The following is a 22,909-nucleotide window of genomic DNA, read 5'->3' on the forward strand; positions in this document are numbered from 1 at the left end:
AAGACACCAGCCTGCTATTGCGCTGATTTCGTCCTTTTTCAGCGCGGATTAACGTTATCTGCCCGCACCATAACGATCCCCTGAACGGGTGCAAAAGCACCAATACAGTGCATCATCGTTGCTCCAGTTCGTCGAGTTCTGTATACAGCGATGCGATGTTATGGATACGTTGACGTCCCTCCGTCAGGGCGCTGTGCAGTAACGCATTCGCCAGTAAATTCACCAGACTCATGGCACTGCTGTAGCTATCAAACGCCGATACGCTGTCGAGCGGCAGGCCGAAGTGCCAGCGGGCAAGCGTGGTAATGCCCGCCGCCTGCGGTTCGCTGATGGCAACAGTCGGCACGCCCTGTTTGTGCAGCGCTTCCAGTACCGGGCGGATGACCCGTGGACGACGACGAAAAGCGACCACCACCACCACATCCTGCGGGGTGATATCCACTAACTCTTCTGCCAGTGTCTGCCCCGGCTGAGGCATCAGACTGACCTGACCACGGATTTGCATCAGTTGCTGGCGCAGATGCAAGGCCACCGGCGCGCTGTTGCGCAGGCCAAGAATAAAGACGCGCTGCGCTGCGCCCAACGCCTGTACCACATCGGCAAACTGCACGGCATCCAGCGCATTCACCCACTGTGTCAGGTTCGCCATCTCCTGCTTGTAGTGTCGCGCCAGCAAGGTGTTGCCCTGTACAGCATCGCGGTTTTCCGTCAGCGGCATGCCGCTTTGGCGCAGTGTACGCACCTCGTCGCGCATCTCTTTGAAACGATCATAGCCAAGCCGTTTAAACAGACGGCTGACAGTGGCTTTCGACACGCCGCTCAGACGGGCCAGTTCGGCGCTGTTGTAGCTCATCAGGTCATCAAAATGATCCATGATAAATGAGGCAACTCGCTGTTCTTGCGGGGATAATTCGTTATAGCACTCGCGTAAGCGCGTATCTAACTGCTGCATAGACCCTCCTGCAACTTTCGTTTCACATTAAGCTGACACAGTGAAACGCTTGTCGTCAATCTGGAACAGCTCTTGCTTAGCTCTCTGACTTACCCGAACAAAGAGAGCATGACGATGCAAAGTAATGTTGCCCCTTCCGGTATGGCGGTAACGCCCCACCACCTTGCCAGCGAATCGGCACTATCGGTGTTGCGCCACGGCGGCGATGCGATTGAGGCGATGATCGCCGCAGCCGCCACCATTGCGGTGGTCTATCCCCATATGAATGGCATCGGCGGCGATGGTTTCTGGCTGATAGTGCCGCCCGAAGGCGCGCCCCTCGCCATTGACGCCAGCGGCGCCGCCGGGCAACTGGCGACACGTGATTTCTATCGCGGGCATAGCCATATTCCCCATCGTGGCCCGCTGGCGGCGCTCACGGTTCCCGGCACGCTGAGCGGCTGGGACGAGGCGCTGAACGTATCAGCGTCATTGGGCGGCGGGCAATTGCCGCTCTCCCGCCTGCTGGCCGATGCCATCCGTTACGCCAGCGAAGGGATCCCGGTAACACAGTCGCAGGCCAGCGCCACGCAAAGTAAATACCCGGAGCTGGTGGATGTGCCGGGCTTTAGCGAGACTTTTCTAATTCAGGGCGAAGTCCCACAGGCGGGCAGCCGTTTCTGCCAGCCGCGCCTCGCCCGCACATTAACCCGCCTCGCCACCGACGGACTGGACAGTTTTTATCGCGGAGCGCTCGCCGATCAGATGGCGGCGGAAATGAGCGCGCTCGGCCTGCCACTGACCGCTCAGGATCTGGCGGCTCACCGTGCCCACCGCCGGGTACCGCTTCGCCTGAGCCACAGCAAGGGCGACATCTTCAATATGACGCCGCCAACGCAAGGGCTGGTGTCGCTGGCCATCCTCGGCATTACCGACCATCTGGATATGGCGCAGGCCAGCGAAGTACAGACCATTCACCGCATCGTCGAAGCAACCAAACAGGCCTTTGGCCTGCGTGACCGCTACATCACCGATCCACGCCACGTCACGCTGCCGGTCCAAAGTCTGCTGGAGCAGGCACCACTGCAACGGCTGGCCGCCAGCATCGATGACAAGCGGGCCGCCCCCTGGGGCAAAGGCAAAGGACCGGGGGATACCGTCTGGATGGGCGTGATGGATAAAAACGGGCTGGCGGTGTCGTTTATTCAGAGCATTTATCACGAGTTCGGTAGCGGCGTGGTGCTGCCAGAGAGCGGCGTGCTGTTACAAAACCGGGGCGCGGCATTCAGTCTCGACCCGGATCATTTGCTGGCGCTGGTACCCGGTAAACAACCTTTCCACACCCTCAACCCGGCGGCGGCACGGCTGAAAGATGGCCGCACCATGGTCTACGGCACGATGGGGGGCGACGGGCAACCGCAAACACAGGCCGCCATATTTACCCGCCACGTGATGCAAAACATGCCTTTGCAGGAAGCAGTATGCGCCCCCCGCTGGTTGCTGGGCCGCACCTGGGGGCAAACGTCCGATAGCCTGAAGCTGGAGGGGCGATTCAGCGAGGCCACGTATCAGGCGCTGCGTGACCTGGGCCATGACGTTGAATGGTTGCCGGGGCTGAGCGAAGCCACCGGGCACGCCGGGGCGATTGTGCGTCATCCCAACGGGATGCTCGAAGGGGCATTTGATCCACGCAGTAACGGCAGCGCGGCCGGTTTTTAAGGAGTCATTATGAGCGATAACAAATTCGACTGGCCGACATACATCCGGTTGATGGAACAACTCCTGGCGGTACCGCTGGACGATGAACGCCGGGCCGAACTCGAAGTTCAGCTCACCCGCATCGCGGCCATGGCGCAGCCGCTGATGGCTTTCCCACTGCCTCACCGCCAGGAAGGCGCAGGAGAATATCGGCTATGAGCTTATCCATTCGGGACATTCAGCAAGGACTGCGTAGCAAAACCTTTAGCGCGCGCGAACTGGCACAGCAATCACTGGCGCTGATTGAACAGGCAAACCCCGGCATCAACGCCTTCACCGGCGTAACGGCGACGCGCATGCTCACCGAAGCCGCGCACATCGACGCCCGGCGTGCTGCGGGCGAAACCTTGCCAGCGCTGGCAGGCGTACCTTATGCGGTGAAAAACCTGTTCGATGTGGAGGGGGTGACCACGCTGGCGGGGGCAAAGCTGTTCAGCACTCAGCCCCCCGCAACAAAAGATGCATTCGCCATTCGCCAGCTTACGAATGCGGGTGCAACGCTGGCTGGCACGCTCAACATGGATGCCTATGCCTATGGCTTCACTACCGAAAACAGCCACTATGGTGCGACGCGTAACCCGCGAGACCTCACCCGGGTCGCGGGTGGTTCATCGGGCGGCTCAGCGGCGGCCGTTGCTGCCGGGATGGTCAATTTTGCGCTGGGCACCGACACCAACGGTTCTATTCGCGTTCCCGCCTCGCTGTGCGGCGTGCCGGGGCTAAAGCCCACCTTTGGACGCTTATCGCGCAGCGGTAGCCATCCGTTTGTCGCCAGTCTGGATCACATCGGCCCGCTGGCACGTAACGTGGAGGATTTGGCCTGTGTCTATGACGCGCTCCAGGGACATGACGTGGAAGACAACTGGCAATCACCACACGAACCTGCCGCCACGCTGCCCACGTTATCCAGTACGGGGGCGCTACGCTGTGCCGTGCTGGAGGGCTATTTCACCACCTGGTGTAATGCTGATGCCCGCGCCGCCGTCAACGCGGTGGCACAAGCTCTGGGCGCTAACCAGACGCGGGTATTGCCGGAAGCGGAGCTGGCGCGTTCAGCCGCGTTTTTGCTTTCTGCGGCAGAGGGGGGTAACCATTATCTTCCTGCGCTACGAACGGATGCCGATACGTTTGAGCTTAACTCCCGCGAGCGCTTGCTGGCAGGCGCAATGACCCCCTCGGCCTGGTATACCCAGGCACAGCGTTTTCGTGCCTGGTTTCGCGATAAAACGCTACCGCTGTTTAACGATGTCGATCTGCTTCTGGCCCCGGCGACGCCGTGCAGCGCAACGCCAATTGGCGAGAACACCATGCGCATTAACCATACCGATTTACCGATCAAAGCCAGTATGGGGATGCTGACGCAGCCCATCTCGTTTTTAGGCCTGCCGGTGGTGACCGTACCCGTAAAAACCGCCTCGGGCTTACCGATTGGCGTACAGATTATTGCCGCCCCCTGGCAGGAGTCACGCTGTCTGCAGGCGGCGTGGAGACTGGAGCAGGCGGGCATTCTTTACCCACAGGAAGCATGATGAACAGAGATAATATCGACCGTCCGACAGTATTAAATGAGGTCACCGCTGCGTTTTATCGTTATGAGCAGGCGCTTATCAGTAATGATGTGGCAGTGCTGGATGAGCTTTTCTGGGCGGACCCGCGCACGGTGCGCTACGGCGCAACAGAGAATTTGTACGGCATTGAGGCGATCCGCGAGTTTCGTAATGCACGCCCCTCAGCGGGGCTGGACAGATTGCTGCGTAATACCACGATCACCACCTACGGTGAGGATATGGCAGTCGCGAGCACGGAGTTTACGCGCGAGAACAGTGAACGGGTGGGCCGCCAGATGCAGACCTGGGTGAAGTTCCCCTATGGCTGGCGGATTGTGGCGGCGCATGTCAGTTTGATGGGGTAAAAAGGAAAGATGGGGGCGGCTGGATGCCCTCTTCCACAGGGAGAGGGAGAAACCCCCTCTCTGCTCGCATGGAAAACATTGCCCGGATAAAGTACCTGCGCCGCCATCCGGGAATTGTCTCCGGTGGCGCTGCGCTTACCGGGGATACAAGGTGCCCCCCTCTCTCCGGGGGCTGAGGAATCCCCAGTAATCTTACGTCTTACAGCGATAACGCCGCTTAATAAGAATAAAACAATGACAGCGATGACAGGGTCCGGCTGAAAATCGATGAGGCGTTGCGGCTGACCGGGGCCGCCCGCAGGGAAGCGGGCGGAGGGGATAGCCTGCAAGGACGCAGGCTGGTCCACGACCCGAAAGTCAGACGACATAAGCATCATGGACCGCGCCAGCGGCGATTTTCCTGGCCGGGAACCCGGGTCGCCAGGGTGGTGGCGGTGAGCCACCCTGGCACGTTCACGGGTTCTGTCGCGACAGAAAAGCAAGGAACATAAGGTGAACGAGATGACCATCAGAGCCGCATTTTCCCCCTCACCCTAACCCTCTCCCCAAAGAGGAGAGGGGACCGTTCGTGCTCGCATTTTGTGGGGATTCCTCACCTTTGAGGGAGAGGGCCGGAGTGAGGGGATGAACTCACGCCGGAGTATACGGATGCGTCTTCACCCAGTGCTCGGCAATATCCTGACGGCGGCAAATCCACACACCTTCGTGACTCTGCACATAATCCAGGAAACGCTGCAATGCGCGGAAACGGCCGGGGCGACCCAATAGCCGACAGTGCATGCCAATCGACATCATCTTCGGTGCCGTTTCACCCTCTTCATACAGCACATCAAAACTGTCTTTCAGGTAGGTATAGAACTGCTCGGCGGTATTAAAACCCTGCGCGGTGGCAAAGCGCATATCGTTCGCATCCAGCGTATAAGGCACAATCAGGTGAGGCTTCTCGTCAACCGTTGTCCAGAACGGCAGGTCGTCGCCGTAGTAATCACTGTCATACAGCAGACCGCCCTGCTCCACCACCAGCTTGCGGGTGTTCGGGCTATCGCGCCCGGTATACCAGCCGAGCGGCGCTTTGCCAAACAGCGTCGTGAGGATCTCCAGCGCCTGCTGCATATGCTGACGCTCGGTCTGGATATCCATATTTTGATAGTGGATCCAACGCCAGCCGTGGCTCACCACGTCATACTCCGCGGCGTTGATCGCAGCGACGATCTCCGGGTTGCGCGCCAGCGCCATTGCGATACCAAACACCGTTAAAGGCAGGCCGCGCTTCTGGAATTCATTGTGGATGCGCCAGAAACCTGCGCGGGAACCGTATTCATACAATGAGTCCATCGACATATGTATTGCCGGGTAACTCGCCGCACCAATAATGTCTGACAAAAACTGTTCAGAACCGGCGTCGCCATGCAGGACGTGGTTCTCGCCGCCTTCTTCGAAATTAAGGACAAACTGCACGGCAATGCGCGCCCCTCCGGGCCATTGCGCATGAGGGGGTTTTCCGGCATACCCTGCCATATCGCGCGGGTAGTTATCGGTAAAGTGCCAGACAGGCTTGTCCGTATCTGAATGCATGCTGATTCGACCTCATTTTGGGGCCGCTTTCAGCTCAGCATTTCAAAGCATCCTGAAAGCGGCTTTTTATTGGGATACGCCAGATCGCCGTACTTGCTGGTACCAAGCCCCAGTGCCAGGAGGGATTCCACCATTTTCACCGCTGCCGTGACGCCATCGATCACCGGAATACCCAGCTCCTGCGTCAGCTCGCTAGCAAGGTTCGCCATCCCGCCACAGCCGAGAACAATAGCGCCGCTATTATCTTCCCGTTTGGCTTGTATACAACGCTCGCGTACTTTCTGCTGAGCAAGACCCGTGCCATCTTCTAACGCCAGTACCGGTAAATCGATCGCATGCAGTGCGGCGCAGTGATGCCCAAAGCCATATTGCTGCAGTAAATGACGGGCGATGATCAGCGTGCGCGGCAAGGTGGTGACGATGGAAAAACGCGTCGCGACCAGCGTGGCGACATGCATCGCCGCTTCGGCAATTCCCACGACCGGCCCGCTTGCCAGCTCGCGGGCGGCCAGCAGCCCCGGATCGCCAAAACAGGCAATGACATGGCCTTGCGCCCCCTGTGCCATGCCTTTTTTTATCTGTTCCAGCACGCCAATGGCGGCAATCGCCTCATCAAAATGCCCTTCAATTGATGCCACGCCCTGGCTCGGACAACTGGCGAGGATCGTCGTACCTGGTGCGGCGACACTGCGGGCAGCGCTGGCAATGGTATGCGTCATTTCCGGGCTGGTATTGGGGTTGATCACCTGTATACAGAATTGTGTCATGCCTGTTCTCCTGGCGCGCCAAACAGGCGGGCAAAATCGGGGAGGATGTCGCCGCCGCGCTCAAAGCTGAGGCTTGAGACAATATGATCGAAGTGGTGGGCCATAGCATGGCTCAGCGCCGCGCCATCTTTCTTACGCAGCAGTTCGATGAGCCTGTCGTGGTCGTCGCAGCGGCACCCGCGCTGCCAGGGGGCGCCCCAGGCGGCAATCACCAGCGACGAACGTTGCGCCAGCGTGGTCACAATATCGGTCACTACGGCATTGCCAGAGATAGCCTGCAACTGGATATGAAATGCCGCGGAATAACGAATCGCCGCCGCGCCATCGTGGTTCTGATGCGCCTCTTCTTCCTGCGCGATGATTTTCTCGAGCCCAACAATATGTGGCGGCTGTAGATGCTCAAGTACCTGCGGCAGGTTGGCACACTCGATCATTTTGCGGGTAGAGAAGATCGCTTTCGATTCATCGATATCCGGTTTGGCAACAAATGCACCACGTCTGGGCGTCATCGTGACCATTTGCACCGTCGCAAGGCGCGTCAGGACCTTGCGGATCCCCGTGCGGCTAACGCCAAACACTTCGGCCAGGGCTTCTTCGGGTAATTTGCTGCCGGGCGGTAATTGATGTTCGACAATGGCGGTCATCAGCGACTGCCAGATGAAATTTTCTTTATCTTCCAGATCTGCTGGGGTCTGTAGCCCCGTTGGCTGCTTCATTGGGAAATTCCTTTGTTACCTGGTTCTTATCTTTTTGTATACATCATTAAAATATTTTGTATACATAAAATTAAAACCTGGCCTGGTTCATGCAATACAGGATGGCAGACATAACGTCACAATCTGTATTCAGAGGAGCAGATTCCATGCCAAACCTTGAACCAAATTACAAAGACAGTTACAGCCCACGACTCACTAACAACGATTTGGCCCCGACGCGCGACCAGAACTGGACGTGGTACAACATCTTCTCTTTCTGGATGTCCGACGTTCATAGCATGGGCGGATACGTGGTCGCGGCCAGCTTCTTTGCGCTCGGCCTTGCCAGTTGGCAGGTATTACTGTGCCTGTTGCTGGGCATCTGTATTGTGCAGTTGTGCGCAAACCTTGTTGCCAAACCAAGCCAAATGGCTGGCGTGCCCTATGCGGTTATCTGTCGCCAGGCATTTGGCGTGTTCGGTGCCAATATTCCGGCCGTCATCCGTGGTCTTATCGCCTTTGCCTGGTACGGTATACAAACCTATCTGGCCGCTAACGCGTTAATGCTGGTGATGTTGAAATTCTGGCCTTCTCTGGCCCCGATGACCGAAGGGCATTTCCTTGGTCTGTCGCATTTGGGCTGGGTCTGCTTCGGCATTATGTGGGTATTGCAGGCACTGGTGTTCTGGCACGGGATGAGCGCGATTAAACGCTTTATCGATATCGCAGGCCCGGCTGTCTACGTGGTGATGCTGGCGCTGGCGGTGTGGATCCTGTCGCAAACCGGCTTTAGCGGTATCTCGTTTACCCTTGCCAGCAAAGAGCTGACCGCGGGCGAGCAAACCTGGCAGATGATTACCGCAACGGCGCTGGTGGTTTCTTACTTCTCCGGCCCACTGCTGAACTTTGGCGACTTCTCTCGCTACGGCAAAAGCATGCAGGAAATTCGTCGCGGCAACCGCTGGGGTCTGCCGTTTAACTTCCTGCTGTTCTCCATCGTGACCGTGGTGATCGTGTCAGGTACACAGTCGCTGTTCGGCAAAATGATCACTGATCCTATCGAGACCGTCAGCCACGTGGGCAATAGCCTGGCCATGGCAATTGGTTTGCTGACCATGATTATCGCCACCATTGGGATCAACATTGTGGCTAACTTCGTCTCCCCGGCGTTCGATTTCTCAAACTGCTCGCCGCAGAAGATCAGCTTCCGCACCGGCGGGATGATCGCCGCCGTTGGTTCCGTGCTGCTGACGCCGTGGAACCTGTTCCAGTCACCGGAACTGATCCACTACACGCTGGATGTGCTGGGCTCCTTTATCGGGCCACTGTTCGGTATTCTCCTGTCGGACTTCTACCTGATTAAACGCGGGAAAGTGTTTGTCGATGATCTGTTTACCGTCTCCCCGAATGGGCGCTACTGGTACAAAAACGGCATCAACCCGAAAGCGGTTGCCGCACTGGTGCCATCGGTCGCCGTGTGCCTGGTAATCAGCTTTATTCCGTCACTGCACGAAGTGGCGAACTTTAGCTGGTTTATCGGTGTGTTCCTGGGCGCAGGCAGCTACCGCTGGATTGCACGCCACGATCGTGAAGGGGTTAGCGAAGGGTTTGCTCCGCGTCGCGCAACGGCGAAAGAGTAAACGCATCAGGCCCGGACTGGGGTGGTCCGGGCCTGTTGCTGACAGAAGATTAAGAAGAAAACAGGCAACGTCTACGGGGTCTTATCCTCCCCTGCGTTGTTCGCACGAGGGTTGCTTAACAGGGCATAGCGGTTGAGCAATTGTTGAAATCGGGTCTCGATTTGTACGATCAACGCAGGCGCCACCTCCCCCGATCGTGTCTGTTCATCCAGTTGCCGAAGCAGTTCTTCCAGCGGTGGCGTTTGCAGGGATTGGCGAATCGCGAAAACGGCTGATTTCAGTTCCGATGCGGTTAAATATTTCCCTTTACGTTCATCAAGGGCATCCAGTTGCTGAGAAAGGCGCTGCAACTGCTTCTGTGCCTGCGCGTAATGAGACAGCTCAGAAACCGGCAGCGCATTGCGCTCTCGTTCCCGTAAATCAGGTTGATTCAGAAATGTCCATACCCCAACCCCGACACCGCTCAAACACACTGCGGTCATCATTCCGGCAAAAAACATCGGCCATGAACGTCGGGATGGTGTGACCGTTGTCTGCCGCGCTGGCGGTGCGACACGTGGCGCAATCTCTTCAGGTTCGGAGGGCGCTATGGCGCTTGCGGTTATCGGCGTTACGCCTGCTTCTGTCTCCTGCGGCGTGAGCCGCTCCAGTCGCAGCGCGACATTACGCAACTGACCGGCAACGATATCCATTCGGGTCAGATGCCAGAGTTCGCACTGACGCAGTACTTTTTCAAGTTCAGCCAGGTATTGCTCACAGCGATAGACCCGCGCCAACGCTTGATACTGAACCTCCATTGTCCGTAGCGACTGCTGTATCTTTTCCGCCAGCCAACTGAGCAGAGTGACTCTTGAATGCACCTGCACGGGCCAGAAATCGCCCCAGTGGCGCGTCATCAGTGTCTGTAACGCCTCCAGCCCTTCGGTCATACCCACCAGCCCCTGCTGCTTTGTTCTGGCCAGGATGTAACAGACCAGTGTTTGCAGCTCCACGCCATTTTGTCTGAACAACGCCAGACACAACGATTCGACCCGACGCCAGTCCACGTCCGGGCGCGCCGGATGGGTGAGTTTACCCATTTCGGCCTGTAATTCGCCCGCTTCGCGAAAGGTACAGGGATCGCCACCCACACGAAACTGGCTGATAAATAACGAATGGTCCGTCATAGGTTATGCACGCTCCTGTTGCTTAAGATGACGTAGGACTATCCGCCCTTCCGGCGAGAAGACCCCGTCAAAACGGATCCATCCCCTGGCGGGAAGTTCGGCATGAATCAGGTAATTCAGATGTCCGGGACGCGGTTGCGGCAGTAGCTCCACGCGGAGCTGACTCAAGCGAGGTTCATAACGGCGCAGCGTCTCCTCAATCTGGTGTATTAACCCGTGAATACCCGTCGTCATTCCCTGATGTATCACGCTAAGATCCGGTAACCCGTAATCCGGCAGGTGCGCCAGCGTACCCGCCCGGCAATTGATAATGCGCTGCATGTTGTCCATCACGGAAAGGATAAGCTGGTCCCGCTCGCCGACCTGTTCCAGCGGTAATTCGCCACTGAAGCCAGACATCAACATTTCGTATAAAGAAGGCGTCGGCATGGATTAATTGTCCTGCACAGGAAGCAGCGTTAACTGGCTGCGCAAAAGCTCGATAGTGCGGGGTTTATCCGCATCCAACTCGTCCCGTTTCAGGATCAACCGCCAGCTATTACGCGTTTCATCCGGGTGATAAAACTGCCCGGCAATCGCAATAAACTGCGTCTCTTTATCGAGCGGCACATCCAGCGAAACCGCCCCCTCGGGTTTAATCCAGACTGAATGTTCCGCCAGAACATCGCCGTTGAGTGCCGACTCTTCCTGCATGAGCAAGGTGTCGTAATCTGCTTTATCAAAGCGGGTGCGCGATTTGAGTTGCCAGACATGCACCATGGTGGAAAGCGGCGTGTTTTGCGCGTCCGTGTTGAGCGCGCCACGCGAGATGAAATCCAGATGCAAGGTATGGATCTGTTTATAGAAGATAGCGCTCGCCATACTTTTCGAACCCTCAATCACCTTTTGCCCCAGCCCGCAGCCTGTCAGGAAAACTGACAACGCCATCGCGCAGGCCAACGCCCGGCGCTTACAGTGGATAATGAACATGCGTGATTCTCTCCCTGTCCCATCGTGTTGAACCTGGCATGAGTCCCTGATAGCGGCCAAGTTTCACCGTTACAGTCCCGGTGTCTGGCGCGGAACCTGAGGTTCGTAAAATGCCGGTTAGGCCAATCTGAACGCGCTGTTTCCCTAGCTGTGCCGCCGGCAGCAGGCTGACCGGAAGCGTGAGCTGTAACCGCGCCTGGCAACGCCAGCCAAGATATACACGCAGCAGCACCAGAAGATCGGTATGCAACTGCCCTCCCGGCAGCCATCCGCGCACTTCGTCAGCCTCTTCGGTATAGAATTGCAGTAACAGTTGACTGTTAACGTCCGTGCCGGTTCGCCCCAACAGAGCGCGCGTTGTCAGGTCAATGCGGGACGTTCGGGACAGGCAGGCCCGCGTTTGCAGTACAACAGACTGCGGATCGTGTGGTGTCACCGTTGCCTGGGTCTTTGGCGCAAGCAGTGCCACTAACGCTGTCACGCCTTCCGCTGTACGCGTTGGCAGGCGCATCACGCTCAACAGTGCCAGAAAACGCGAAACGGGCGTGGCGATATGGTTTTCGCTACCGGGAATGCCCAAACCAATGAGCCCCAGCAGGCAACGTGAAATCGCATCCCTTGCCCCCGGTTCAAACGACGCCGGGTAGTTGTATTTGCGCCAGATGCGGTAGTACTGCGTGGTAAAACGGTGGTTGAAGATATCCAGAAACGCCATTACCGCTTCATGCCCGTCCTTTCCCTGTGCGATGTCGTCCAGGTAAGCCGTTGGCAGAGGGGAATCGACGCCGTAAAGCCCCAGAAAAGTGGTGCGTACTGTCACTGGCGCGTCAGGCTGCTGCGAATGGTGCTCGACCGCTTTAAGTTCGCTGACAGGGAATCCCATCCCCGGATGAGGGCGAAAGCGCACGGGATCATCAGCAGGGTTCGCGCTACTGCCTAACGGCGGGGCGTGTGGCGCAGCTTGTTCCAGATACTGGCAAAAACGGTAAAAATTAATCCGCGAAATGTGCGGCGTCAGTCGATGTATCAGCCCGGTACGCGCTGGCTGTGGTGTTCGGTCCATTGCAGGCACTTCCCTGTGGGTTGCAATATTACGGTGAGTTGTGTGAAAAGATGGATATCGGCATAGAGCGCGAAGAAGCGATGAAGGAGTTCACCAAACAGGGTGATATCCCCCTCCCCGGCGAAACCTTTGCTGTCGAGGGTGACCTGAATGTCCACTCCGCGCAGCAGAAAGCCTTTTTCGAAACGCTGAATGAGATGGTGTTGAACATCAACAATCGCCTCAAGACGACGGCGATTCATCTCGCTCTCCGTCCAGTCATAGAGCGCCAGCGTGCCGCGCAGGATCTCCGCGTTATCCATCATCGACAGAAAGTTTGAGCCAAGATGACTGAGTACCCGCCAGTGGAAACGGTCACGCGAAGGGGGATAACAAGGCTGCGTCGGCGCGCAGAGATTACGGACCCGCAGATTGTTTTGCGCCGCATGGAGGGGGGTGTCCAGAAGCGTGCTTTGCAACGCCTTGCGCGGAAGCTGGCCGTTGGTACCCGTCAGACTTAGTGACAAGGTTTCATCTTCCATAAGCCTGTCCGCGTCAAACCCATCGCCCCCCAAAATCAACCAGCTATCATGCAGCCCCGAGGGGCCACGCTTTACCCGCGTGTGGTAATAGCGTTCGGGGGCATCGTGACGCAACATGCCGCCCCGATGGCGAAAACTGGAAAACGGGACATACGCCTGATTGCCGGTGTGGCGTGAGGAGACGATTCGATCAACAGAATAGATTTCAGTATGCCCATCCTGGATACGCATGGGGCGCAGGAGATATTCGTTTTCCAGCGGAGAGAGATGCAGCGGGTCAGCCTCTAGTGGGAACAGGTTGATAACCGGAACACAATGCAGGCGGATAGTGTCGGCATTGAAGGGCAAATCGTGGGACCAACTTTCCACCAGCACAACATCCAGCTCAAAACCCTTTATTCCTTCCGGCCAGGTGATGTTTTCCAGCCCATGAAGCGCTACAAACATAAATTTTTCACGGAAAGTGAAATATTCAAGTAAGAGCTGATAGCCGCTAAATGCGGATTCTCCTTTGGGCCACAGTCTGTCATCATCGCCCAATCCCTGCGCAGAAAAATGGCCCTCCAGCACACGCCGCTCATGCCCCGGCAAACGCAGCCAGATCTGTTGCGTTCCCAGCGTTAGCGCCCGGTGTAAGGCACAGGCTATCGGGCTGTCGGCATTCAGATACAACGGTAGTCGTGATAAATCAATTTGCGACCAGTCGCCGACCAGCGGGCTGCATTCGAAACGCAGGCGAATGACAGAACGTCCGTCCGGCTCGTACTGCAGTGACACGTCAGGCAAAGCCAGCGGATAGAGCGTGACATCGCGCGTGGCGGTGTAGCGACAGCGGGTTTTTCGCTCACCAATCGGGCGTGACAACACCTGAAACTGGCTGAGCGTTTCGCTCTGCTTCATCAGCCGAAAATCGGTTGCCAGCTCAATAATAGACAGTGAGGGAATGGTGCGCAGATAGTGCGGCCAGAGCAGACTGACCAGCCCTTCGGTGAGCTCCGGCAAATCGTCATCCAGTTTTTCACGCAGCCGCCCCATTAAGAATGCGAAACCCTCAAACAGGCGCTCCACATACGGATCGCGAGCACCAGGTTTGTCGAGGTTCAGCATTGCCGCGCGGTCAGGATATGCCTGCGCGAATTCTTTACCGGCTTCGCGCAGGTAGCGCATTTCGGCTTCGTAGTAGCGTTGGGTTAAATCGTCCATGAAAATCCTTTGACGAAGGAGCTGTCAGATAGAATAAATAAAATTTATAAATCCCTTATTACTTTCAGTTAATACGACATATATAACAAATTCCGTTATTTCTTTCGTTAACTCACTATTATTTTTTGACTATTGTCAAAATTGAATAATTTCCATTGTCATTGCCCTACTACCAATAACGAACATAATATCCATACGAATGTTGATTTTTATTCACAAGAAATATTTTCATTTTCAAAAACTCGTTCAAGCCTATCTTTGCACAAGGCATATGTCACCATTCTTTTCCCTCCACCATTCAGATAGAGTAAAGGCATCCCACGTTCATAACCATATTTTATAAAAGCATAACCTTCACCATGATATAAATCGTATATTACAGGCTGGTTACTGCCACACTCTTTTATATCGATATAAACGCTACAGACTGATGACATACCACAACCACTACGTTTATTATCGATACAATAGTTATGTTGTTGAAATTGTCTCTCCAGATATAACTGCCTAAAAATACCAAAAAAAGCTCCCCCACAGACTATACAAGCGAATAACAAGGAAATGCGTTTGATTGCTATGTTATTGTTATAACCCCATAAGAAAAATAAAAACAAACTCAGCTGTACACCTAAAATCAGTTCTTTATTGCCCAAAGATAAAGGCCATAACCCCAATAGCACTGTAACAATAATTGACAAAACAAATACGTACAATCTTGTTTTCAGAGAATTATAAGGAAAAAAAAGTGGCAATAAAGAAATCAAGCCGGGATTTATTAATAAAACTCTTAGTCTGGCTTCTCTGATAGATACATGAAGAGAATAAACCTGCGAACTTAACTCACATACAAAAAGGAATAGAATTATGGGAAAAAAAAACCTGTATAATGCAGGCATAACCTACCCCTGTAGTATAAGTTTTTTTATCTGAACGCCTAAAATTTCGGCAAAACGTTCCCTTTGTTTACATATCCCACATCCCTCCCCCGGCCCGATAGGACGATTTTCACCACTTTTTCTTATGTTTTCTAAGTAACTATTAATATATGAATGACCTTGTTTAAAATATGTTACAAGAACAGCCTCATACCGTCTTGGAGGATGCCCATGCACATATTGAGCAAGTTTCATTTTTGCATCATAAAGATAAATTGTAGTAAATTTTACAGCACCTTCATCCGTAACAATATATCTAAGAATATCAAGTCTTGACATTTTTTTATCGAATTCACCATTATATTTATCATACATGTCATATGCTGTTCGCAAAGAAATATTCCCCTTACCATAATCACCTGCAACAGCATAAAAAAGTCGTTGTTTGTTAGATCTTCTGAGTTCATTATTAGGATCTGTTTTTTTTAGCACTTGATATTCTTCCTCAAGCTTTCTGTTTACAGTATTTTCTTTCTTTTCTATTTTTCTACCTGATAACAATTCAAAAACTGCTATATTTTGCTCCGTATTAGGGTCTTTCGGTAATAAGCACTCAACAGGATCACATCCATCGATAGGAATAATAGAATCCTGCATGCCATCAAAAAGAGATTTTAATAACGTATATTCTTTACTAAATCTGGTATTGTACTCATTTGCCAAACAGCCTGCTATAGCAATTGGCGGGACATCATATTTACTGGCGTATTTATTTATTAAATTTTTAATAGATGTTATCCAGTCAAAAACCTCGTTAGAAAACGGGTAGTTTTTTTCATCAACAAAATCACAAAAACATCCAGCAGAAAGAATTACAACCTGTTCATTTTTTACATTATCCAATTCAATTGTATAAGAATGACAATTATTACCACCAAGAGTTAGATCAACTTCATTTGGATTTTTTGATTTCATATTTTTATCCTTTTGCCGAAATTTTTAAATCACGGGAGTTAACAGGGTCAAATAAAGAAGTAAATCCATTTATATCCGTCTGACTGGTGCCATATCCATTTACTTCAATATCAATACCAGATATAGGATATTCATTTTCGTAATCGATCAATAAAACTTTAAATTTATATTTATTTTCACTTTCATTTTCTTGTTCGTTTCCAGCATCAGTATTACCTCCGTCTACCTCATAAACATCATTCATCATCGACGCGATAAATCGCGACTGACATGGGCAGGAGCTTTTACTGTCCAGAGTTCCTGCCATCAGCCGGCCGTGAATATCTGTCTGCGGAACACCTCCTACAATAATAAACATTCCTGGATATCTGCCACAGGTCACTCTATCCATATCGCGTGCCTGAGGTATACCCATAATGGTATGGTCATCCGCGCCTTCAATGATCCTGCCGCCACAGGTGGTTATATCACCTCTGACCAGAAAATAGCCTCGTCCCATCGTCTTCAATCCTTATGTTGCGAATCGCACAATACGGCAGCACGTGCGGGATCTATCGCCACCAGCGTGCCGAGCAGGGTTTCCATTTTTCGCGCCAGCAGCGCTTTATCCGCATAGCGATGTGCCCTTAAACGCAGCAGCTTCAACTGCCGGGCTTTGATCTCGAAGATCAGCTCGGGTTCCCATTGGGCCAGCGTCAGCCCCTGCGAACTCCCGTCCAGTTCATCTAACAGCAACAGCGCCATCTCTGTTTTGCCGTATTGCTCCGCGATCCGGGCCATGAGTAAACGCAATTGCAGATGCTGTCGCGCGGTAACAATCCCCGGACGTGACTGGAGCCAGCCCAGCGCGGCATCGACCCCTTCACTGTCGGCACGCTCCTGCGCTTCGGGTTCCAGCGCCAAAAGATCATCATGGGAGGATTCGCCAGAGAGAGCCGCCCCGCCTGCCAGCCATGCCCCTTCATCCCGCGGTATAACCTGCTGTGCAATCCAGTTTCGCGTTACGTCATCCGCAAACGGGCTACCGTCACTCCATGCAAGCTGCTCCAGCCCAGCCAACCGTTCGAGCAACAACGCCAGATCCTGACGGACAACAGATGTCCACCTGTCCCACGGCGGCCCTGCCTTGCCTAACGCCTGGTGCAGATACCACTGAATATCCAGCCAGAAGTGACATACACCTTCGCCGAACATCCGGTCGGCTTGTTCCAGGAGTTCTGTCCAGTTCTGCTGTGTATACAATCGTTTAAGTTGATTACGCGCTTCCGTGCGCGGTGGAGACAGCCGCGTTTTGCCGTCGACATCGGGTGGAAGCTCATGAACGGTGTCCCAACGCAGGGTTTTCATCAGGCGATGTGCCGCCAGCCAGCCGCGGGGCTGTTCATTGAGGTAACGGGACAGCGTTTTGGCCTGATCCAGCAAATCGCGTCCGGAATGAATAACCTGCAACGACGGCGAGTCGATAAGGGAAGAAGCGACAGGCGGCGAGAGGGCCGCGCTATTTTGAGGTACAACGGCATTCATCCCGCCCGATTGCGCCAGACGTGACTCCAACGCGTGAATAAGCGGCATCAGCGAAGGCGGCTGTTGGTCTTCTGTCCATGCTGCAAATGATACTGATAGCAAATTCAGCGCGGCGACGATCCTGGAAAAATCCGCCTTTGCCACTTCCGGAAATCGCGCCAGGCTATCAAGAATTTTGTCTCCGGCCAGCCACTCAAGCACCAGTTTTCGGCTCGACGGGCGGGAGGGTAGTAGCGCGGTACCAAAGCGTTCAACCAGCCCGGCCAGCAACGCCAGCCCCTCAGCTAAGCCACGCTCGCCGTCGCGATGTAGCCGTGCCCAGATGTAATAGGTCACGATACGCAGATCTTTTGCCTGAGTCAGAATGAGGGATTCCGCCAGCGTACAAATCAATGCGGTGTCTGCGCCCGACAGCTTGTTCATCTCATCGCGCATAAGCAGAAAATCGTCGTGATAGCCCGGGTCTTCGCCAACGGGTGCGTCTTCTTTTACTGGCAATAACCATTTCTGCCATAACGCGGTCTGCTCGCGCGCAGCCTGCAGGACATCGCCATCGCTAAAACAGCTACGGGTTAACTGCTGTAGCAACTCACTCATCCTCGTGCTCTCCCTGTTCTTGCGACTCTGCCATGACGTTCCCGGTCAGGAAGATCTGCTGTGGCAGGCGAAAATTTCTCAGTGCCAGCAGTGCCATCGGCCCTTTTCCCTGCTCAACGCGCATCAGGTAATGCAACGGGAGGCCGTCCGGGGCGCGCCACAGCACTTTGTAGCTGCTGCTGTCCAGTTGTGTAACTTCCGCTTGTTCCAGTAAGCGGATGAGGCTCCAGCTTCCCCGGTAATCTGCCAAAATACGCTCGCTGTTCTGCGTGCTGGTCCAACTCAGCGACGCACCGGGGTGCCACTGCTCACCAGGCCAGGTAAAGCGCTGCCAGCGCTCCTTCTGGTTGAAATATTCCAGTATTTGCCCGTCAACCGTCAGTTGCGTTTTCATCACATCGCGCGCGGGTTTGGCTCGCAGATCAAAATGTATTCCGGCATCTCCGCTGGCAAAGGCGGCATCCGTGATATCGCCAAGCTGATTCAGGGAACGCAAAAACGCCGGATTTACTACCAAACCCTGTGTGTTCGTGGCATCGGTCACCCAGTCTCGCCCTTCGCGTCTCAGCACGCCACCAAGGTGCGTGGCGAGATATTGATGGATGCGGCCACCGTCGCGCAGGTACTGCGCCAGCAAAGGCAACGAGGCATCATTCTGCGTGGCACTAAAGGGGTAGCGCCCCGCGAAATCCTGTTCCCACTGGCTGACAATGGCACGCTGCCACTGCCGATTGAGACTCTCCGCCGCGGGTGTCAGCACCTGTCGCCATGCCTGCTCAACCGGGCGAACAAACAGCGCCTGACCAAAGCCGCTCCATGTCTCTCCGAGGCTGGCGGCAACCAGACGACCATAGTCGCGGGTATCAATAAGATCGACGGTTTTACCCTGAAACACCGTCTGCGCCAGTTGTTGCGTCATTTCCTGCGGATCCGGGGCGTTGATGACCTGTTGCAGCTTGAGCCGCACACGGCTAACGCGCGTCAGATAAGTCTGCAGACTGAGCGTCGCGTATCCGCTACCGGCAGCGCGTTCCCCCGTCAGCCGCAGCAGCGGGGCAAAGGTTTTATCCAGCGGGCCGGGAGGCGTTTCGTCCTGACGGCCTTGATCTTCGCCGTTAAAGAGTGCCTTTGCCGATATCGTCAATGAATCCGACAATCCACGGTTCGGTCGCCCCGTTGCCGCCTGCCACGCCAGCGTATCCATCAGGGCAATGAGCGGCGACTGGTGAGCATCAGCCATGAGTGTCAGTTGATCGAGTACACCGGACAGCGTGGCTTCCTTTTTCCAGCGAAGGCTGTTAAGAAAAGAGAGCCAGCTTCCGGCAAAGTCGGTGAAGTAACGCTCTGTGAGTCGGGCGCGTAGCGTCTCCGGCGATACATCGGATGACGCGCCCTTCTCGCGATCACTGAGCACCCAGTCAATTTCTTCGCGTCGGGCCGCCACAACTTGCTCTATCGCCTCTTTTACCTGCCCTTCCCACGCCTGGCGGGTGAACATCCCCGGTACGATCTGCTCAGTACTAAAAAGCGCATCGGCCTGGGTGTCGCTGGTCATATCCGTCAGAGTCATATCTGCATAGTTTCGGGAAACCTGTTTCAGCACATTCTGGTAGAGCGTGTTTTCCGCATTGCGTAGGCCAATCTGGCGCAGCAGGATTTTTCGCACGGTGGCGGTCAGTTCCGGTTGCAACGCCGCCTTCCATTGCGGATGTTCAGCCAGATTCGTGGCCCAGAAGGCAAGTAGCGAAGGGACGATACTCTGCGAGAGACCTTCCGCCCCCCCTGGATAGCGCAGACCATCGGCCATCAGCGTGGCGCTGAAAAAGGCCGCATCCGCTTTTTCCGGACGGGACATCATCAGCAGCGCTTTAAGCTGTTTATATCGCTGCTCACTTGTTGCCGTCCGCTGAGGGCTGTCAGGAGGCAGGGCAACAAACGCTTTCAACTGGTTTTGCAAATACGTAGCAGCGACGTCGCGTACCAGGCGGCTGGCAGCCTGCTCATAACCGGGAAATGCCACATCAAGCAATTGCGTGTTACGCTCCAGTCCGAAACGCTGATACCACGGCGCACCGTGACGAACGCGGTATTGCAGGCGCTCCAGTTCGCTCTGTAATGTATGCAGTGCTATCAGTTGTTCTGAAAGCGGCAGGCGAGTGTTCAGTGCGTGCGCTGTCTGCGCGGCGGTATCCTGAATCAGCATGCGGTTGGTCAGAAAAGACGTCAGAAGCCCGGTTCCCCACACCATCACCATTATGCCCAGCATTGCCATCATTGCATGTGCCCACGGGAATCCCACCTTACGACCCCGGACCTTATCATCCGTAATACCCGCCCATACCGGAGAGGGGAGCCAGGCATGAGGCGCGGTATCTGCTCTGGCCACATGCTTCGGACTGAACATCAGGCCACGTAATGAGAGGGAATACGCTCCGCCCGACAACAGAGGTTTCAATGTGTTTTGCCAGTGAGCAACGCCCTCTTTTTGCAGGGAATGAGCCAGGCGCAACAGGAAATCGTGGCGATTATCGCGCAGTAACTGCTGCATCCCCTGCTCTGTTAGTTGTGGGGTTTGCGCTTCCAGCATGGAAGCCAGATGTTCTGCCGTGCAATGTTCAGGCAGCAGGCATCCCACCGCCTGTGTGGTGCGTTCGGTCTGATAACCGCCATCGTCGCAGATCTGCCATAAATAGAGCGGGGCCTGAAACCCGAGTCGTTTTCCGCTGTCGGTCAGCCCGCGCCAGGCCTTATCCATCTGCGCACTCTGCTGGCTCTGTTTCGCCGTCAGCGGCCAGACAACCCCATCCAGTGGGCGGTGGCGGCGCAGCTTTCGCAATGACGCCAACAGTTCGGCATCCGGTTCGGCTAACGCTCTGCCGCCATGGATCAGTACGATACCGTCGCCTTCAAGCCAGTGCTGTTCTGTTAAACCCGGTGCGATGGATTCCACTTCGGCGGGCTCACCGATAATCAGGAGCAGACGGATTTTATAGCGCCAGAAGAAGCCGTAGCGGGTGCGTACGAAAGAAGCCATTTCCCCCCATACCGGATTACAATTATCTACTTTTTTCTCCGTCACAGGCCGATAGTCATCCCCGGCAGCAAGCTGTCTGCGAATTTCAAAATCTTGTATAGCCGAGTGGCGGTTTAACAAATTGTAAGCGCCCATAATGATGAGAAAAATCAGGCCGCCCGCAATCACACCCGCCATCCAGTATGTCTGCTGTAGGCTGCCCGACTCGACTCCCACGAGCATAGGTTTACGGTAAATTAACGTACATAACGCAATGACTACCGTAACGGTGAAAAACATTATCGGCCGAGAGAACGAACGAGGCCGAAGACGGTTTAATTCCGTAACCACTATGATGCCTCCTGAGCTAAAGCATGCGGTGATACCACCGCCGCCCACAAAGAATCCCCGCCCTGTTCGCCACTAAGCGCCAACTGGGGTTGGTGTAAATGCATGGCTGCCAGTGAGGCAGCTGCAATTGATAACCACGGTGCAGCCATGTCTGAACGCCCCAGAAAAGCGTCAAGTTCATAGAGCGAAGCTTCCTGAATAAATGGCTCGTTAAGTGACAGCAAGGCAACCCGCTGTTCCGCATTCAACGTCGCAGTCCACGTACCCGACAGGGCATCAGGTTTTACAGGCATCCAGTCAAGCGCCTGTTTAATCCCTTCGACCATGGCGGTTGTGTCAATAAGTCGCTCAGGGCGATGCAACAGTGCCAGTGGTGTAATTGCCTGTTGGGTTAACCTGTTAGCCATCAACAAAGCGCAGGCAGACTCAGCGGTGAGTTCTGGTTGCTCTGGTTCCAAATGTAAGGAAATAACCAGCAAAACAGCTTTTTTGTGAATGTCGTTATCAAGCCAGTCGTCTATGACAGCTAATCCCCTCGCGGAATTTGAAAATAAACATGTTCTGGAAAATCCGGCTTTTTGCCACTCGTCCTTGCAGATATCTATAACAATTGGCACGGATAGTGATGTATTAATCTCAAAAAACACGTTGATGTGAAAATCATCGGGTAATCGACATAGTTGGGGTTTGATGTCACTGAAAAGACGGGAAATAATTTCCGGTAAACGACTGGTTATGGGTTGATCCGTTAACACTGGAATTACACTACGGCGAACCATATTTTCACCACGCAGTACAGAATAAGTACTTAACCGCGACTGGCGGGTCAAAAAGTTCATCGTGGTTTCAACTAAAGAATCACCGTTCATTGCCGTGTGCAAAGAAAGGTTTAATATTTGCAACGCACGTCGCCCCCGTTGAGTTTCCCGTAAAATCACTTCTTCACGACGCTTATTCCACGCCTCCACCCGGATACATTGTGTTATAAAAACCAACCAATAGACTGATACGGCGAGTGACCATATAAAAATGAAAATACCGGAAACCGCCCCCCAAAAGTACCAACCACTTATTGCAAATTCATTTCTAAATGGAAGAAACACTGACACTAAAACTGTAGGTGGCAGCAACAGAGAAACCATTATCCATTTAACACAACCAGTTTTTTTGGGGTAATCCTTTGCATCAGGAATAGTATTAAGACGAACCGACATAATAATATCCATTTTTATTTCAAATAATCATTAAAAAAAACAAAAAATATATCAACTACATACAGCACCCATTAAAACAAAAATCACATCTACTTATTACCATGTAAATTTCACCTACTTCTTATATAAAAACCACTATGATTATCTTCAATCAAAAAAA

General features: G+C 54.1%; 19 protein-coding genes and 1 pseudogene. 5 read left to right on the forward strand and 15 right to left on the reverse strand.

The genetic code is table 11. The features are described from left to right. Positions 1-112: 112 nt before the first annotated feature. Positions 113-952 (reverse strand): MurR/RpiR family transcriptional regulator, encoded by an 840-nt coding sequence (locus MRY16398_RS23235; RefSeq protein WP_041852639.1) that lies wholly within the window; start codon positions 950-952, stop codon positions 113-115. 114 nt (positions 953-1,066) lie between these two features. Between MRY16398_RS23235 and MRY16398_RS23240 the strand changes: the two genes are divergently transcribed. From MRY16398_RS23240 to hpxZ, 4 genes are read left to right on the forward strand one after another with little or no spacing between them, the layout of a single operon-like run. Continuing rightward, a complete protein-coding gene (locus MRY16398_RS23240; RefSeq protein WP_108702371.1) occupies positions 1,067-2,650 on the forward strand; it encodes a gamma-glutamyltransferase family protein in 1,584 nt (527 codons plus the stop codon). A gap of 9 nt (positions 2,651-2,659) precedes the next feature. Then, positions 2,660-2,848 carry an oxalurate catabolism protein HpxX gene (gene hpxX, locus MRY16398_RS23245; protein ID WP_041852640.1) on the forward strand — a complete coding sequence of 63 codons (189 nt, stop codon included), beginning with the start codon at positions 2,660-2,662 and terminating at the stop codon, positions 2,846-2,848. Then, on the forward strand, positions 2,845-4,218 hold the full coding sequence (locus MRY16398_RS23250; RefSeq protein ID WP_125125264.1) for an AtzE family amidohydrolase: 1,374 nt from the start codon (positions 2,845-2,847) through the stop codon (positions 4,216-4,218). The genes hpxX and MRY16398_RS23250 overlap by 4 nt, the downstream gene beginning before the upstream one ends. Beyond that, positions 4,215-4,601: an oxalurate catabolism protein HpxZ gene (gene hpxZ / locus MRY16398_RS23255; RefSeq protein ID WP_223878735.1), complete on the forward strand. Its 387-nt coding sequence runs from the start codon at positions 4,215-4,217 to the stop codon at positions 4,599-4,601. The genes MRY16398_RS23250 and hpxZ overlap by 4 nt, the downstream gene beginning before the upstream one ends. A gap of 630 nt (positions 4,602-5,231) precedes the next feature. Here hpxZ and puuE read toward each other — a convergent pair. Genes puuE through MRY16398_RS23270 form a run of 3 tightly spaced genes read right to left on the reverse strand, consistent with a single transcriptional unit; the run spans position 5,232 to position 7,659 of the window. Next, positions 5,232-6,176, reverse strand: coding sequence for an allantoinase PuuE (puuE, locus tag MRY16398_RS23260; RefSeq protein ID WP_041852643.1), 945 nt, complete (start codon positions 6,174-6,176; stop codon positions 5,232-5,234). Positions 6,177-6,205: 29 nt separating this feature from the next. Next, positions 6,206-6,943, reverse strand: a complete 738-nt coding sequence (locus MRY16398_RS23265) for an aspartate/glutamate racemase family protein (RefSeq protein WP_125125265.1) — start codon at positions 6,941-6,943, stop codon at positions 6,206-6,208. Beyond that, on the reverse strand, positions 6,940-7,659 hold the full coding sequence (locus MRY16398_RS23270; RefSeq protein WP_125125266.1) for a GntR family transcriptional regulator: 720 nt from the start codon (positions 7,657-7,659) through the stop codon (positions 6,940-6,942). The genes MRY16398_RS23265 and MRY16398_RS23270 overlap by 4 nt, the downstream gene beginning before the upstream one ends. 146 nt (positions 7,660-7,805) lie before the next feature. Between MRY16398_RS23270 and MRY16398_RS23275 the strand changes: the two genes are divergently transcribed. After that, positions 7,806-9,278 (forward strand): NCS1 family nucleobase:cation symporter-1, encoded by a 1,473-nt coding sequence (locus MRY16398_RS23275; RefSeq protein WP_125125267.1) that lies wholly within the window; start codon positions 7,806-7,808, stop codon positions 9,276-9,278. A 71-nt stretch (positions 9,279-9,349) separates the two neighbouring features. Here MRY16398_RS23275 and MRY16398_RS23280 read toward each other — a convergent pair whose 3' ends face one another. The 11 genes and pseudogenes from MRY16398_RS23280 to MRY16398_RS23330 form a co-directional block, all read right to left on the reverse strand. Further along, positions 9,350-10,444, reverse strand: coding sequence for a VasL domain-containing protein (locus MRY16398_RS23280; protein ID WP_125125268.1), 1,095 nt, complete (start codon positions 10,442-10,444; stop codon positions 9,350-9,352). 3 nt (positions 10,445-10,447) lie between these two features. Continuing rightward, positions 10,448-10,873: a type VI secretion system baseplate subunit TssE gene (gene tssE, locus MRY16398_RS23285; protein WP_125125269.1), complete on the reverse strand. Its 426-nt coding sequence runs from the start codon at positions 10,871-10,873 to the stop codon at positions 10,448-10,450. Positions 10,874-10,876: 3 nt separating this feature from the next. Continuing rightward, a complete protein-coding gene (gene tssJ, locus MRY16398_RS23290) occupies positions 10,877-11,413 on the reverse strand; it encodes a type VI secretion system lipoprotein TssJ (RefSeq protein ID WP_125125270.1) in 537 nt (178 codons plus the stop codon). Further along, positions 11,394-12,476, reverse strand: a complete 1,083-nt coding sequence (gene tssG, locus MRY16398_RS23295) for a type VI secretion system baseplate subunit TssG (protein ID WP_125125271.1) — start codon at positions 12,474-12,476, stop codon at positions 11,394-11,396. The genes tssJ and tssG overlap by 20 nt, the downstream gene beginning before the upstream one ends. Further along, complete coding sequence (gene tssF, locus MRY16398_RS23300) at positions 12,440-14,200, reverse strand: type VI secretion system baseplate subunit TssF (RefSeq protein WP_125125272.1); 1,761 nt, start codon at positions 14,198-14,200, stop codon at positions 12,440-12,442. The genes tssG and tssF overlap by 37 nt, the downstream gene beginning before the upstream one ends. A gap of 209 nt (positions 14,201-14,409) precedes the next feature. Further along, entirely contained in the window at positions 14,410-15,096 is a 687-nt protein-coding gene (locus MRY16398_RS23305; RefSeq protein ID WP_125125273.1) for a hypothetical protein, read from the reverse strand. 3 nt (positions 15,097-15,099) lie between these two features. Beyond that, on the reverse strand, positions 15,100-16,050 hold the full coding sequence (locus MRY16398_RS23310) for a hypothetical protein (RefSeq protein WP_041852652.1): 951 nt from the start codon (positions 16,048-16,050) through the stop codon (positions 15,100-15,102). 169 nt (positions 16,051-16,219) lie between these two features. Further along, a pseudogene (locus tag MRY16398_RS23315) lies at positions 16,220-16,549 on the reverse strand (PAAR domain-containing protein); the annotation flags it as partial. A gap of 5 nt (positions 16,550-16,554) precedes the next feature. Further along, entirely contained in the window at positions 16,555-18,171 is a 1,617-nt protein-coding gene (gene tssA / locus MRY16398_RS23320; protein ID WP_125125274.1) for a type VI secretion system protein TssA, read from the reverse strand. Continuing rightward, positions 18,164-21,535: an ImcF-related family protein gene (locus MRY16398_RS23325; protein ID WP_232034359.1), complete on the reverse strand. Its 3,372-nt coding sequence runs from the start codon at positions 21,533-21,535 to the stop codon at positions 18,164-18,166. Before MRY16398_RS23325 ends, tssA begins: the two co-directional genes overlap by 8 nt. Continuing rightward, a complete protein-coding gene (locus MRY16398_RS23330) occupies positions 21,535-22,749 on the reverse strand; it encodes a hypothetical protein (RefSeq protein ID WP_107224459.1) in 1,215 nt (404 codons plus the stop codon). The genes MRY16398_RS23325 and MRY16398_RS23330 overlap by 1 nt, the downstream gene beginning before the upstream one ends. Positions 22,750-22,909: the final 160 nt, after the last annotated feature.

The sequence above is a fragment of the Phytobacter sp. MRY16-398 genome, from assembly GCF_003925915.1.
Lineage (GTDB): Bacteria > Pseudomonadota > Gammaproteobacteria > Enterobacterales > Enterobacteriaceae > Phytobacter > Phytobacter diazotrophicus.